The 14,912-nt window shown below is 35.6% G+C and carries 14 protein-coding genes; 4 read left to right on the forward strand and 10 right to left on the reverse strand.

What is annotated here, in order from left to right; genetic code table 11:
* Positions 1–274: 274 nt before the first annotated feature.
* A complete protein-coding gene (locus tag ERK18_RS02520; RefSeq protein WP_261982407.1) occupies positions 275–1,348 on the reverse strand; it encodes a MalY/PatB family protein in 1,074 nt (357 codons plus the stop codon).
* A 5-nt stretch (positions 1,349–1,353) separates the two neighbouring features.
* Positions 1,354–2,244, reverse strand: a complete 891-nt coding sequence (locus ERK18_RS02525; RefSeq protein WP_187154147.1) for a DUF3737 family protein — start codon at positions 2,242–2,244, stop codon at positions 1,354–1,356.
* A 300-nt stretch (positions 2,245–2,544) separates the two neighbouring features.
* On the opposite strand from ERK18_RS02525, the gene ERK18_RS09460 reads away from it, so the two are divergent.
* Positions 2,545–2,676 (forward strand): hypothetical protein, encoded by a 132-nt coding sequence (locus ERK18_RS09460; RefSeq protein ID WP_261982408.1) that lies wholly within the window; start codon positions 2,545–2,547, stop codon positions 2,674–2,676.
* Between the two features lie 144 nt (positions 2,677–2,820).
* Positions 2,821–3,387, forward strand: a complete 567-nt coding sequence (locus ERK18_RS02530; protein WP_261982409.1) for a PTS sugar transporter subunit IIA — start codon at positions 2,821–2,823, stop codon at positions 3,385–3,387.
* Between the two features lie 89 nt (positions 3,388–3,476).
* Here the strand turns inward: ERK18_RS02530 and ERK18_RS02535 are convergent, their stop codons facing one another.
* Positions 3,477–4,226: a sulfite exporter TauE/SafE family protein gene (locus tag ERK18_RS02535; protein ID WP_187154148.1), complete on the reverse strand. Its 750-nt coding sequence runs from the start codon at positions 4,224–4,226 to the stop codon at positions 3,477–3,479.
* A gap of 101 nt (positions 4,227–4,327) precedes the next feature.
* On the opposite strand from ERK18_RS02535, the gene ERK18_RS02540 reads away from it, so the two are divergent.
* The gene (locus ERK18_RS02540) at positions 4,328–4,885 is read left to right on the forward strand and encodes a TetR/AcrR family transcriptional regulator (protein WP_187154149.1); all 558 of its coding nucleotides are present in this window, start codon (positions 4,328–4,330) and stop codon (positions 4,883–4,885) included.
* 109 nt (positions 4,886–4,994) lie between these two features.
* Here ERK18_RS02540 and ERK18_RS02545 read toward each other — a convergent pair whose 3' ends face one another.
* From ERK18_RS02545 to ERK18_RS02565, 5 genes are all read right to left on the reverse strand, one after another.
* Positions 4,995–6,017, reverse strand: coding sequence for a branched-chain amino acid aminotransferase (locus tag ERK18_RS02545; protein ID WP_187154150.1), 1,023 nt, complete (start codon positions 6,015–6,017; stop codon positions 4,995–4,997).
* Between the two features lie 253 nt (positions 6,018–6,270).
* On the reverse strand, positions 6,271–8,367 hold the full coding sequence (locus tag ERK18_RS02550; RefSeq protein ID WP_187154151.1) for an ATP-dependent Clp protease ATP-binding subunit: 2,097 nt from the start codon (positions 8,365–8,367) through the stop codon (positions 6,271–6,273).
* A gap of 206 nt (positions 8,368–8,573) precedes the next feature.
* The gene (locus tag ERK18_RS02555; RefSeq protein WP_187154152.1) at positions 8,574–11,105 is read right to left on the reverse strand and encodes an AAA family ATPase; all 2,532 of its coding nucleotides are present in this window, start codon (positions 11,103–11,105) and stop codon (positions 8,574–8,576) included.
* Positions 11,105–11,971 (reverse strand): alpha/beta hydrolase, encoded by an 867-nt coding sequence (locus ERK18_RS02560; protein ID WP_187154153.1) that lies wholly within the window; start codon positions 11,969–11,971, stop codon positions 11,105–11,107. Before ERK18_RS02560 ends, ERK18_RS02555 begins: the two co-directional genes overlap by 1 nt.
* 4 nt (positions 11,972–11,975) lie before the next feature.
* The gene (locus ERK18_RS02565; RefSeq protein WP_187154154.1) at positions 11,976–13,271 is read right to left on the reverse strand and encodes a PTS sugar transporter subunit IIC; all 1,296 of its coding nucleotides are present in this window, start codon (positions 13,269–13,271) and stop codon (positions 11,976–11,978) included.
* Positions 13,272–13,420: 149 nt separating this feature from the next.
* Here ERK18_RS02565 and ERK18_RS02570 point away from each other — a divergent pair, with 149 nt between their 5' ends.
* Positions 13,421–13,654 carry a hypothetical protein gene (locus ERK18_RS02570; protein ID WP_046332832.1) on the forward strand — a complete coding sequence of 78 codons (234 nt, stop codon included), beginning with the start codon at positions 13,421–13,423 and terminating at the stop codon, positions 13,652–13,654.
* A gap of 65 nt (positions 13,655–13,719) precedes the next feature.
* Here ERK18_RS02570 and ERK18_RS02575 read toward each other — a convergent pair whose 3' ends face one another.
* Positions 13,720–14,427: a DUF975 family protein gene (locus ERK18_RS02575; protein ID WP_187154155.1), complete on the reverse strand. Its 708-nt coding sequence runs from the start codon at positions 14,425–14,427 to the stop codon at positions 13,720–13,722.
* 157 nt (positions 14,428–14,584) lie between these two features.
* Positions 14,585–14,728, reverse strand: coding sequence for a hypothetical protein (locus ERK18_RS02580; RefSeq protein ID WP_187154156.1), 144 nt, complete (start codon positions 14,726–14,728; stop codon positions 14,585–14,587).
* Positions 14,729–14,912: the final 184 nt, after the last annotated feature.

The raw sequence follows: 14,912 nt of genomic DNA on the forward strand, positions 1-14,912 counted from the left end.
TACTTTTTTAGTTTTGTTGGCATTATATTCAATTTTAAAAACACCAGTAATTTACTTCAATATAAGCTGGTTAATTCATATCTGCATAGACTGAGTTTGAGGATATATTTTATACCTGAACAGTAAATCCTTTTAACCGATTTATCCAGGTATTAACCAATTTGGCAATATTTCCCAGGAAATATAACATAATTGCCTACTTTAACTATTTAGCTCGTTACTTTTTCAGTTTCACATGAAACAATATGATTTTTAGAAACATATAGTTTCAACATCAGTAAGGATTAAAAAATACTATAAATATTTTTGATACGCTTAAAATTTTTAGGCAATAAAAAACGACTATGATAATTACCATAGTTGTCTTTTTAAAGCTCTCAAGCCAAATTAAGTATGTTGCTGCGCCTGTAACTACTTTGACTTGCGGAAGATTCTTATTGATGAACTCTTCAGCATAAGTGAAATTTACATTTAGCTGCTTAATTAATGCCTCTAGCCAGTCATGACCATGTTCATAGGCAGCAATTGTTCCAGGTATAGCTAGCAAATTTGGTTCAGCTACCTCATCACTATTAAGGCCGCGATTAACCATAGCGCGCAAATTACTATTTGGTACAATCGCTGTTGCTGCGTGTAGTGCAGCAACGTTAAAAGTTTTACTAGGTGAAACTAATGAAATGACATTTTCGCGTGCAGGACCATTTACTGAAAAAGTTGGGGTATAATCTGGTCCTTTGCGTACCAAGTCGCCATGAATTTCATCAGACAAAAGTATGACATGATGCTGATAACATAGTTCTGCAACTTTTTGTACCTCTTCTTGAGTCCATACCTTTCCAATAGGATTATGCGGATTACAAAAAATCATTAGTGTTGTCAAAGGTAAAGCTAATTTCTGTTCGAGATCATCCCAGTTGATTGCATAATTTTCACCATCAAATTGCAAGTCATTGGATAAAACATGTCGACCATTATTTTCAATTGAATTGTAGAAAACATTATATACGGGAGCTTGGACTAAAACGTTATCGCCAATGTGGGAAACCCGCCGTACAATTGCAGAAATTGCGGGTACTACCCCAGTAGTAAAAATCAGCCATTCCTGCTGAGGCCGATGACCATGTTCTTTTTCGTACCAGTCCGCCACTGCTTTAAAATAGTCATCTTCAGGCCACTCGTAGCCAAAAACACCGAGATCAACTTTCCTTTTCATTGCGGCAATTATTTCCGGTGCTGTTTTAAAATCCATATCAGCGATTGACATCGGTAAATCGCCCTTTTTGACATGCCATTTGACTGAATCTGTATTGCTTCTATCTGGTGCATTAACAAAATCAAACTTATCCATGATATTTAGTCCTTCGGTTTCTGATTTTCATCTGAATGATTAACTTTCGCATCAATTTTAGCACAATCAATTTCAGTTTCACTAGGAGTTATTTTTTGAGGATCTAAAATTAATTTACCAATTGCAGGAGCAGAAATTTTACCAGAAATGGGATTTTTCACACTGTCAATTTTGCTGGAAACCGTAGCATTAATATTAGAAACGTATTCAAAGGCTAAGTCAGTATGAATTAAACTGGTATTTTTCAATTCCAGATGGTCGGTATAATTAAGTCCCTGGTCGCTTTCAATTTTACAATTGATAAATTTGATATTTTGTCCGTTCCACGCCAAATATTCACCATCTATTATTGAATCGTACACAGTAACATTTTCACAGTTCCAAAAGGCATCTTTAGAAATAAAAGTGGAATGATGTACTTCAACATTTTGGGCACCATCAAAAGCATAATTACCAATAATACTAACGTGATCAAGATAGATGTTTTGACTGTCTTTACCAAAATAGTCACCGTTAACTTGGCTATTGGTAATCCTAATATCTTTACAGGTCCACATTGTTTCTGCAGCATTAGCAAAATGAACATGATCTAGGACTATTTTTTCTGCTCTTCTAAATATTTTTGGAGCCTGCAAAGCCGAATTTTTAACAGCAATATTTTTGGTATACCAAATACCACTGCGAGCCATAGTTTCAAATACAGTATTATCCACATTAATGTCCTTGTCGTACCATAATGGATACTTCCATTTAAAGATAGAATCCTTGATATCAATTTTGCTGGCTTCCTTAAGCGGCGACTCACCTTCACCAAAAGTTATTCCTTCCAGCTGTGAATCTTTTAGTCCAAAAAGAATTCTTTCACCTTCAAAAAAATGATTTTTGATAATATTCATTCCGATCTCTTTTCTCTTTTGTATTTTTGAAATTTTTAATTTTTTGTATTATTACTAGGGAAAAACCCTAATTCTTTATTATCCTCTAAAAAGCTTTTAACTTAAAATGCTATTTGATTAGGTTCCTTTATTACAAATAGTTATGACAAGCATATCATTGGCTCCGTATGTATTTTATCATTTAGTTAAAAACTCATTGTATATTTGCAAGCTACATGATAAGGCTATTAAATAATTATTACATTTATTATCAAATTCAAATCAAATTTTATTGCTATCTATGTAGAAAGGCCATCTAATATGGAAGACATTAACTATAGTAAAAATTACTTACTTGGAGGAGCAATTGCGTGTTCTCAAGCAGATGGAGGCTTTCAAGAAGGCGGCAAAAGAATTTCTACGCAAGATTTACGCTACCTAGATCCTAGCTGAACGCCTGAGCAAATTGAAGATAAGCATCAAAATAATCCTTTTTCACAAGAAGAATTTGATCAAGCATTAAAAGATCAGGGAACAAAATATTATACCCTCAGAAGAGGTATTGATTTCTATCATCATTATAAAGAAGATATAAAAATGCTGGCAGAAGTGGTAATAGCAGCTTTCTTAACTAGTGCTCTAGTTACAGTTATTTTAGGTGGAAAAGTTGCTCAAAAAGGTGAAACAAAATCCAGCTCACCAGAAAGCATGACTTTTAGTACTCCTGCTGCCGGAGTTGTAATTCCATTGGGAGATGTAGCTGATTCGGTTTTTGCTAGCAAAAGTATGGGTGAAGGTTTTGCAATTAAGCCTTCTGAAGGCAGCATTTATGCTCCAGTTTCAGGTAAAGTCACTATGTTGGCAGAAATAAAGCATGGTATCGGTATCACCACAAATAATGGACTAGAAGTTTTAATACATTTAGGAATTGATACAGTTGAACTAAAAGGCAATCCTTTTAAGCTTTTTATTAAAAAAGGTGATGAAGTAGCTTCCGGTCAAAAAATTGCATTCATGGATATTAAGCAAGTTAAAGACAGTGGCAAAGATCCAACTGTCATCGTGGTAATCACAAATTCAAAAGACAAGGTTAAGAATATTAAATACACACTGACAAATAAACCTGCCGCAGATTTCGACGAGATAATGTCTGTGCAATTATAGAATTAAGAATTTAATATACATCAAAAACGTGATTCTGTTTTTATAACAGGATCACGTTTTTATTCTAATAAACCATATTTTTTTAGGACTCAAAGCAATGACTTAACTCCTAATAATATCAGCAAGACACCAATTGTTGGTTTCATGTAGCGTGTGATTTTGGTTTTAGCTAGAATTTGGGCAAGTCTAGGTGCAATAACAGCGCCAATGATAGCACCGATCATCAAGGGCAACCCAGCAGTCCAATCTACTCGCCCGTCTGCAATGTGAAAGATCGCACCCGTGATAGTCATAAAAACCAGAACATAAGTTGAAGTTGCAGTAGCCTGAAAATCTTGTAATCCCAGCAAAAATAAACCGCCAATAATAACAGCGCCACCACTCATACCAGCAACGCCAACCATTAAGCCACCTAAGATACCATACATACCCGCTTCTAGCCTGGCATATTGCGTTTTTTTAACAGTTTCGGCAGTTTGCGTTTTCTTCTTGAGTAGCATATTAATGCCAAGAACTACCAAAACGATTCCTATCAGCCATTTATAAATTTTGGCAGGAATATATTTTGAGAGTAATGCGCCTATTATCACAGCAGGAATTGCCGTCATTAACATTTGATTACCTATTTTAGTATTTATTTGTCTTTGATGATAATAGCTAATTGCACCAATAATTAATGAAGGCAAAGCTGTCACTAAGGAAGTAGAAGATGCTGTTGCCGCATTTAATCCAAATAAGCCGGTCAATATTGCCAGGTAAATGGCTGCTCCACCACCGCCAAAAAGAATAACGAAGGTTCCTATTATCAACCCTATTAGTCCTAGCAAAAAAATTTTCATATTATTTGACCTTCTTAATTTTTTTAATATTATATGTTATAGTTACAATTTGTAATTATAGTTTACATATTGTAAAAGTCAAATTAAGTAAGGAGTTCAAAATGCCACGACAAATTTTGTCTAAAGAAATAATTATTAAAACAAGCATTGAGTTAATTGAAGACAACAAAGAAAATAATTTTGCGTCTATTGCTAAAAAAATTGGCACTCAATCGCAAGCTCTATATAATTATTTTTCTAATCAATTAGCACTAAATTACGCCATAGTTGCGTGGACTGTTAGCCTGCTAACAGATCAATTACGCAAAGACTTGTTTGGCAAAGCTGGCCTGACAGCGATTATTGATTTTGCAATGACATTTCGCGAAATAGCACTGAATCATTTTCTCTTAACTCAATTTGTTTTAAAAATGCCACGCACTAATAACTATCCTGAAACTACCGCAGCTTTTAATGAACTAAAATCTATCTTTAATCAAATGATAGCAACAGAGTTCACTGACTCTAAAAAACAATTACTGGCAAGCAGATGCATTAGAGATTTAGCAATAGGAGATATTGTCAACGTTGGAACAGGTTGGTTTGCGGATAAATCGTTACCAGCTGATAAAAGTTTTCGTAAATTGCTGAAACGAAACCTTAGTGATATTGCAAAATAAAAGGTTTTAAGTATTGAGCCTAAATTGTATCGAAATCTTTGATTTTGTTTTGAAACTAACAAGAAAAAGCGAGTCCTAAGACTCGCCTTTTTTGTTCCCAATTTGTAACTTAATCCAATGTTTGGACCCAGCCTTCTGGGCCTTTCTTGTTACCATACTGAATGTCAACCAGTTCGTTATAAAGTTTCTTAGTAACTGGACCAGTTTCTGTTTCACTATAGATGACATGCTTTTTACCCTTGTAGGTAATTGAACCTACAGGAGAAATTACAGCAGCTGTACCCATTGCACCAGCTTCTTTCATGTTGAACGCTTCTTCCAAGGTAATCTGACGTTCAACTGGGTTTAGACCTTGCCACTTAGCGACTTCCAAAAGTGAGCGCTTAGTAATAGAAACCAAAATCGATTTTGATTTTGGTGTGACAAACTGTCCTTCTTGGGTAATGCCGTAGAAGTTAGCACCACCAAATTCGTCAATATATTTATGTTCACGTGGATCCAAGTAAAGACTATCGGCAAAACCGTTTTTGTGTGCTTCAACTGTCGGAAGCAAACTGCTGGCATAGTTACCGGCTGTCTTTGCTTGACCCGTACCAGCATATGCGGCACGGTCGTATTCACTAACAACGTAATCTGCAGGGTTCAATCCTTTAATGTATGCGCCAACTGGAACCGCAAAAACGCGGAAAGTATATTCAGTGGCTGCTTCAACACCTAAAACTTTACTTGTTCCCACCATAAGTGGTCGTAAGTAAAGTGTTGCGCCACTATCATATGGTGGTACAAATTCCTCGTTAGCCTTAACAACCTGTTTTACGGCATCAACAAATCTATCTTCAGGAAATGGTGGCATAGCTAATCGCTTTGCTGAAAGAGTAAAGCGGTGTGCATTTTGATCAGGTCTAAAGAGATTGATCTTACCATCTTTTCTACGATAAGCTTTCAGCCCTTCGAAAACCTCTTGTCCATAGTGCAGTACTTCCGCACCTTCAGAAAAGGTCATGGATGAATCTTCGGTCAGTTTTCCTTCCTGCCATTCTCCATCTTTATATTTCGCCTCATATCGATAAGGCAGATCACGATACTTAAATCCCAGATTTTTCCAATCCAGGTCTTCTACTTGTTGTTTCATTTGATTGTCCCCTATAACAAAACTACAAAAGCTAAAAAATAGTTTTTAGCTTTTTAATAATAATTTAATTGCTACCTAATTTAAACTATATTTTTGTTGATGTCAATAGTGAATTTACATTAATTTTAATAAAATAATATGAATTTCTGATAATTAAACAAAAATTCAATTTTGTTACTGTATGGAAGGTTTCACATGAAACAACTAGAAGCAAAAAAGGAATCATCCTCTATTGAATGATCCCTTTTTAACACTAATCTTGTTTTGTTTTATCGTTATTTTCAGTTTTTTCTTTTGGTTTAATATCTAATACTGCTGCATCATTTAAGTAAACATGCTTGTCATCTGCAGTAAATTTGACTTCTTTGGTGTCAGGCTCTTTCATCAATAATTTAGCAATCGGTGTTTCCAAGTCCTGCTCAACAACCCTACGTAAAGGTCTAGCACCAAATTTCTTATCATAGCCTTTTTCAGCTAAATAAGCTTTAGCTTCATCAGATACGGCAACCTTAACCTTTTTTTTGGCCAAAGCATGTGCCATTTTCTTTAAGTAAATATCAATGATCTTATTCATATCATCTTTAGTTAATGAATTAAATGGCACAATCGCATCAAGTCTGTTCAAAAATTCTGGTCTGAAGTATGCTTCCAAAGCCTTGATTAATTTATCATGATCTACTTTACCGTCTTTTAGCAATTGGTCGGAATAACCCGCATTAGAAGTCATGATTAAAATTGTATCCTTGAAGGAGACTGTTCTGCCTTGTGCATCAGTTAAACGGCCATCATCCATGATTTGAAGTAAAGCATTAAACACTTGCGGATTAGCTTTTTCAATTTCATCGAACAAAATCAAGCTGTATGGCTGGTGACGAACTTTTTCAGTCAACTGACCGCCTTCACCGTAGCCAACATAACCTGGAGCAGAACCAATTAGCTTGTTAACTGCCATTTGATCTTGATATTCTGACATATCAAGTCTAATCAGATGATTTTCACCACCAAACAATTGAATAGCCAATTGTTTAGCTAATTCTGTCTTACCTACACCAGTAGGTCCGGTTAATAAGAATGTACCAGTAGGACGATCATTGTCTTTAAAAACTTGTTTACGAGCAATTGCATCAGTAATAACATCAACTGCATTATCCTGATCAATAACCACTTTCTTTAATTTTTCAGCTAAATCAAGATTTTTTTGTCCCTCACTTGCATGCAATTCACTCATTGGAATCTTTGTCTTGGCTTCAATCAAAGCATAGATATCTTCATCAGTAACATGTGGAGTCGCTTCATTATCTACATGATCAGCCTTGTCGTGCAACTCTTCAATCTTCTTTTTCAGCTCACTTGCTTTACTGTAATCTTCCTTTTTGGCAGCAGCTTCTTTTTCACTTTCCAGCTTTTTAATCCGCTTCTTTAAAGTTGCTTCATCATCAGGAATAGTGTCGAGACCCTTTTTGGCACCTGCTTCATCCATTAAATCAATGGCTTTGTCAGGTAAGTACCGTCCCTGAATGTAACGCTGTGATAATTCAACAGCCAGCTTTAAAGCACTGTCATTGTATTTTACATGATGGAAAGCTTCATATTTATCTTTTAGACCTTCCAAAATTTTGACAGTCACTGCAGCAGATGGCTCAGGAACTTGTACAGGCTGGAACCTACGTGCTAGGGCCGCATCATTTTCAATCCTGCGGTACTCACTCGTAGTCGTTGCACCAATCAGATTCAAGTCGCCACTAGCCAAAGCCGGTTTCAAAATATTAGCAGCGTCACCATTGTTATTTTCAGAGTCAGTTGACCCTGCTCCGACAATATTATGCAATTCATCAATAAACAAAATAATATTTGAGTTCTTCTTAGCTTCATCAATCACTTTTTTCAGGCGCTCTTCAAAGCTACCACGCAAACTTGATCCAGCAACCATATCATTAATGTTGATTGCAATAATATGTTTGTCTTTCATTTTGTCAGGAACGTCTCCTGCAGCGATCTTTTGTGCTAATCCTTCAACTATAGCAGTTTTACCAACACCAGCCGGTCCAACTAATACTGGGTTATTCTTTTTACGCCGGCTTAAAATTTCTATTACTTCCTGAATTTGCTCGTCACGCCCAATTACAGGATCGTATTTATTCTTTTTAGCTTGTTCAACCAGGTCAACGCCAATTGGCTTTTGTCCTTGCTTTTGTCCCATTTGTCCGTTTTGATTTAAGTCTTGCGGTGAGATATTCATGCTACTAGAGTAGTGAATAGGAATAACACCACCATTATCATTAGTATTATTAAAGAAAGAATTGTTTAATTCGTTAAATAAATCGTCAAAATCATTATCAAAATATGCCATATGTAAACACCCCTTTGATAGGTTATAAATTTGTAATTAGCACTCGATGTGTTCGACTGCTAATTACTTACATATAATATTATAGCAGGTTATCCACAGAAAGCAATAGTTTTGTCTAACTTTTTCCACAGATTTTGATATTTTTCCACAAGAAGTTAAAAAGCCCTAAAAGTGACATTAATCGCTACTTTTAAGGCTTTTATTTTCTATTTTTGATATAATTTAAATTGTTTTGCCAAATATTTACCAGTTAAACTACCAGAATTTTGAGAAATATCCACAGGGGTTCCGCTTGCAATGATTTTTCCTCCTTGTTCCCCTCCTCTAGGTCCCATATCAATCATATAATCACTGTTAGCCATAATATCCACGTCATGCGTAATAGTAATAATAGTTCCTTCTTGTTCAAGCAGCCTTTGAAACACTCGTAAGAGGGTTCTAACATCTTGTGGATGCAATCCCACTGTCGGTTCATCAAAAACAAATAAAGTGCCTTTTTGCCTTTGATGAATATGACTAGTTAACTTTAACCTCTGTGCTTCCCCTCCTGACAAAGCCGGAGTAGACTCCTCTAGATGAAGATAACCTAACCCCATCTCATGTAATGTTGTAATTGTTTTATTAATTTTTGGCTCTTTTTGAAAAATTTCTTCTTTTAAGGCATCATCTACCGAGTAATCCAAAACGTCAGCAATACTTAGGTTGTTCCATTTTACCTGCAAGACATTTTGATTGAAACGATGACCTCCACATACTGAACATGTTTCAACCATGTCAGGCAAATATTGGATATCAAGTGCAATCACACCAGTGCCACCGCATGCAGGGCATGCGCCTTCTTTATTATTATATGAAAAATGAGACGCACGGAATTTCAACTTTTTAGCTAAAGGCTGTTTGGCAAAAAGTTTACGCAAGTTGTCCATAATATCTGTATAAGTTGCAACAGTTGAGCGCTGATTTTTACCAACTGGAGTAGAATCAACACTAACCACGTTTTTAATATAGTCATTATCTAAGTTCTTTACCCACTTAGGTCTTTCACTATTATTTTTTTGTGCCTTCCATGCCGGAATCAAAGAATCTAGAATGAGAGTAGTTTTACCAGCACCTGAAAATCCGGTAACAGAAGTTAAGCGATTGACAGGTATTTGCACATGCAAGTTTTTTAAGTTAAAGCGCTTAGTAACATCAAGCTTTATTTTGCCATGTTTAAAGATTTGGTCTTTATTGGCCCTGGGTCTGACAAATAATGGTGCTTTACCTGTTAAATATGGTCCAATTAAGGATTTTTCATTATGTTCTATCTCTTTGGGTATTCCCTGGGAAATAATTTCACCACCCTGGCTACCTGAACCGGGACCAATTTCAATCACCCAATCAGCTGCGTTAATAATGGCAGTTTCATGATCAACAACAACTAAAGAATTGCCTTGATTGACCAATTCATGAAATACATCAATCAACCCAGCTACATTATCAGGGTGCAAGCCCACTGATGGTTCATCTAATACATAGAGTACCCCTGTGGTTTCGGTGCGCAACGTTCTGCCAAGCTGGATACGTTGAAGTTCACCTGTAGACAGACTACTTGCCTGTCTGTCTATGCTCAAATAATCTAGTCCTAATTTTAACAGAGGTTTGACTTGATGCAACAACTCACTCGTTAAATTTTCTGCTAAGTCTTGCATGTCTTGTGGCAAACTTGCTAAAATCTCGTCCATATATTGAGTTAATTCACCTAAAGTCAGTTTCTCAGCTTCAACAATATTTTTGCCGGCAACTAGTTGCTGCCAGCGACTAGGATCAATCCGATAGCCATGGCAGCGAGGACAGGTACTAAATTTATAAAAAGAATTAATTCTTTGCAACCCTCGCTCCGACTTTGTAGTTTTACGGGAGTTAGCCACTGCATTATAGGCATTCTCATATAACGCATCAAGATGATAAACCCGACCAGTTGAAGTTGGCAAGTCAATAGGGACTTTTCGCTCTTTACCATGAAGGACAATATCTTTTTCTTTAGCATTCAACTTTTTATATGGGATATCAGTACGTACACCTAATTCACGGGCAATGCGCCACATCCAATTTCGACCAGGAATTTGCCAAGTGGCTACCGCACCTTTTTCAAGAGATAAATTTTCATCAGCAATAATCTTACTATCATCAATCTGCTCGACAGTTCCTAGACCTTGGCATTTTTGACACGCACCATCTGAATTAAACGCAAAGTCTTCAGCACTGAAAGCATAAAATTGTACTCCACATGTAGGACACGTCAATCGTCCCATTGCTTCCCCAGTTAAATCCATTGCTTCCGCAATTTTAATAGTTGGTGGAACCCTATGACCATTGGGACATACAGGTGAACCTAACCGGGAAAAAATTAATCGTATGATATTAAAAATTTCCGTTACTGTGCCAACAGTCGAGCGCACTCCCGGAACAGCCGGTCGCTGTCTTAATGCCAAAGCTGAAGGAATATGTTTGACCTCATCAACTTGTGCACGACCAACTTGACTAATGCGCCGCCTAGTATAGGCTGCTAGAGAATCAAGATAACGTCTAGCACCTTCTGAATACAGAATACCCATTGCTAAGCTGGATTTTCCAGAACCGCTTAAGCCAGAGATGGCTACAAATTTATGTAAGGGAATATTAACGTTAATATTTTTGAGATTATTAACTCTACCACCAATAACTTCAATTTTATTAGGTTGTTTTTGGTACTTCATTAATGATTATCCTTTCCTTTAATTGGCTTTAATGGCTTATTGGGTTTCTTCAACAAGTATTGCCTAATTGCTTGAATTACCTGCTTATTTTGCGGCAAGTCTGAATGATCAGCTTTTTCACCCGTGACTGTTATTGCAGTATAGTTCTTGACCTGATTTTGAAAAATAAATTTGCCAGCCGCGACACTTGTTTCAGGTACGATCCCATCTGATTCATAATTTTTGCCACCAGAAAGAGAATAAACTTTTAAAAATGGTGGCAGTGTTGCACGATTTTTAATAAAATCAGCCAGCATTTGCGTCCGGTTATTAATATTACTTTCCGTAAAATTATAAGGAGTGCCTAAAGTCATTAATTTCTTTATCTTAATATTATCAGAATATTCAGAATAATAATGCTCCAGCCAGTAGGTCCAAATTAAACCACCGTTAGAATGACCAAAGGCTTTAAAATTATTAAACTTATAATTTTGAATTAGTGATTCAAACGCAACATTTAGCCATTTTGCTTGCTTTTTGATATTAGTGTAACCGTCTTTATTGTTATCAAAGCCAATAATAATAAAGGGCTCGAGGTCATTCTTACCAATAGAACCACTGTAAGTTAATTTTGCTTCACGTGAAACTTTGATTTTTATTACGCTGTGTCTGTTGAGAGTAGTTTTATTCAGTTCATCGATTAAATCGTTAAAACGCTCTGTTGTAGCACTAGATCCAGGTACCATTATTACAGGCGAAAGCAGCGATTTGCTAAGCTCAGCTCTTGATTTATTATCCTTTTTCATCCAAAAGAAACTGGGAACAGCCAGCATAATTAAAATAATTATGACTAAAACTAACCATTTATAATTAGGATTTTTACGCATCTGATCATTCCTTCTTCTGGTAAGCAATTTTTATTCCGATTTTTTCATTGATTTTAATTACTGGTAAAAGCAAAACTATATCTAACAGAAACAGCAGTAGTGTAAAAATCAAAGTTGGCCAGTTACCATTGGTACCGAAAAATGAGACTAAAATTCCCGGAGTTCCTTTTAATATTTGATAAACACTAACAGGAATAATATGTAGGTTGACAGCAAATACTGCTAACGTCATGTTAATGAGCGGAATTAAGACACTCGGTAAAACAAATACTGGATTTAGGATTAAAGGTAAACCAACTATAAACCCTAAGGTAGAACCAAAAGCAGCCGGCAATAAATTAAGTCTAGCATTTATTTCATTTTCCCTATTGTCTCGTCTTATTAAAAGCAATACAATCACAGCTAAAACAAGGCTAGCACCACCCATTATGCCATAACTGTTAATGAGTGAACTACCCAAGTATTTGTATGGCACATTCCAGGAATTACCGTGTTTTAATGTATAAGTTAAGTTTTCAGCGGTAAAAGCATTGTTAACCGTTCCCGATAAAGACTGCAGCGGATAACCAATTCCAAGCCAATCTAAAAAAGTAATTACGGCAGAGAGTATTAATACTTCACCGAAATTATTAGTAGTCTGAACCCGGCTGACAATTTCATTAAAACTGGCAGAGTTAAGCAACTTAAGTTGTAGTTCATATATCAAAATACCCAAAAGGATGCCCAGCATTAATGAAATACCACTAGGTAAAACAGCATCCCCTGTCCTTTTTTGAATTACTTTTGTGCCTTCATCTTTTACATAAGAAAAATCTTTCCCTAACCAATGAAAAATTTGACCTACACAGTAGCCAACAATCAAAGCAATAAAAACCGCATTAATTTGTAACAAACTGGCAGTAAAAGGCATGCGCGCATTACGGCCACTACTAGATGCATACGAACAAAAAAGCATAATTAGAACAGCAGTTAAACCTGCCATAGTTGAATCTTTATGGTAAAGCCGTGCAGTATAACGGGCCATAAAATAACTGGCATAGACACCAAATACACCAAAAGTAATTTCTACCATTCCACGGCAAACAAAAGATCCACCATACCAAATATGATCAGATAAAACTGTATCTAAATTAAAAATATTATAAATCATTCCATTGTGCGTAAAAATCAGATCATTAAACAACTTAAAATATGAGCCGACGACAGCAACTGGCATTAATACTGCCATGGTGCGCCTTGTCGCACGAAAAAAAGAAAAGTTCTGCAAACGAGCTAGCAAATTGATAGTAAATTCTTGCATTAATTCAGACCCTAACATTGAATATTGTATTTAAAATAAAATAATACTCTATTTTTTTATTGCTAGCTATTTTTTATACCCTTAATTATTTTTTCTTATTAGTTATGAATAAAATGGTATAATGAATGTATATTTTAAGGGGTTTAAAAATGAGCAGAAAGAAAATCGAATTAACTGAAAAAGTAGCAAAGCTAACAGAAAAATATTTGGAAGTTAACGATACTGATTTTAATGACTTAATTAACAAGGCACTAAAGCTATACCTGATGGATCATTTGAATTCCAGTCAAATCAAAGAAGCCCTTAAAAAGACCGATGATTTCAACTCTAAATATGCTGGCAAATGGTTTCAAGAAAGTATTGAAGACTTAAACAAATACTAATTTTTAAATAGACACTTAAAAAGAGCAGGATAATGAACATCTTGCTCTTTTAGTTTATTATCAATTTAATTTCTTAAATATCGATCGCCAGCTAATCTGCGGTAAAAATTAGCTTTGGTGGTCTGTTCGTATGGAACTAGCCAAATATAACCAATGCCAAAAGTTAGTACACTCAAAAGATACCAGCCAATAAAACTTAAATTTAATACAAATAATTCCCATTTATGCCCATTCATTAACTGACGGCTTAGCGTAATTGCTGTTGTTGCGTGAACTTCTTGCCCACTTGCTACCAAGTCATTAACAATATAGGGCGTCATGGCATAAGAATAAGACTTAATTAAGCCAGGAATAACTAACAATAAAGACCACAGAAATTGAAAAATATACTCACAAAGATAATTCAGAAATTCCGGTACAAACCGACCATCAGTAAAAACAGAAAAAATACCTTTAAAAAAGCCTAGCCTTTCTCCACGAGCAAAATGTAAGAAAGTAACCACCATACTCAACATAAAAAAGCTGCCAATAAAAGTTAAACCCATATCAGGACCTAACTGACCTGCCCAAAATACAGGTTTAAACAGTGAATCAATTGAGCCGGTTCCCATGACATCATTTACATTATTTGCAATCTTAAGTGAATTGTTTATTGCTGGCCTGGCAAAAAAGAAACCGACAAACAAGGTCATTACTATACCAATAATAACTGCCCAGCCCCAGTTATGACGCAGTTGATTTTTGGCTTCTAGTTTTAGTTCCGCTCTGTTCATAACTTATCTCCTTATCTAGTATATATTAAATATATTTTACCCCCTAGCAATGGCAGATAGCAAAGAAAACACTAAAAAGCATAGTTCCATCAACATCGGAACTAAGCTGAGACAGTGTTTGTGCTACCACTACTGACCACATTATAGAAACTTACATTTATTCGTCTTCTTTATCCAGATTTTTATTACTAAGATTAACATAAACCCAAGAATCTTTTGCTTGATTAACTAACTTCTTGATTATTTCTTCACTAAAATATTCCTGTGAATTATTTAAAGCTACGCTCATTATAATAGGCAAATTCATGCCAGCTATAATGTGGGTATGTTAATGTACTTAATAAATGTATTTATCATTATTTTCATGTATACAAAAAGCCTAGTTCCACCAACATCGGAACTAAGCTCACACAGTGTTTGTGCCACCATTACTGACCACATTATAGAAATTTTACATTTTCGCTACCGGAGAAAATGACTACTTC

This window comes from Lactobacillus kimbladii, from assembly GCF_014323605.1.
GTDB lineage: Bacteria > Bacillota > Bacilli > Lactobacillales > Lactobacillaceae > Lactobacillus > Lactobacillus kimbladii_B.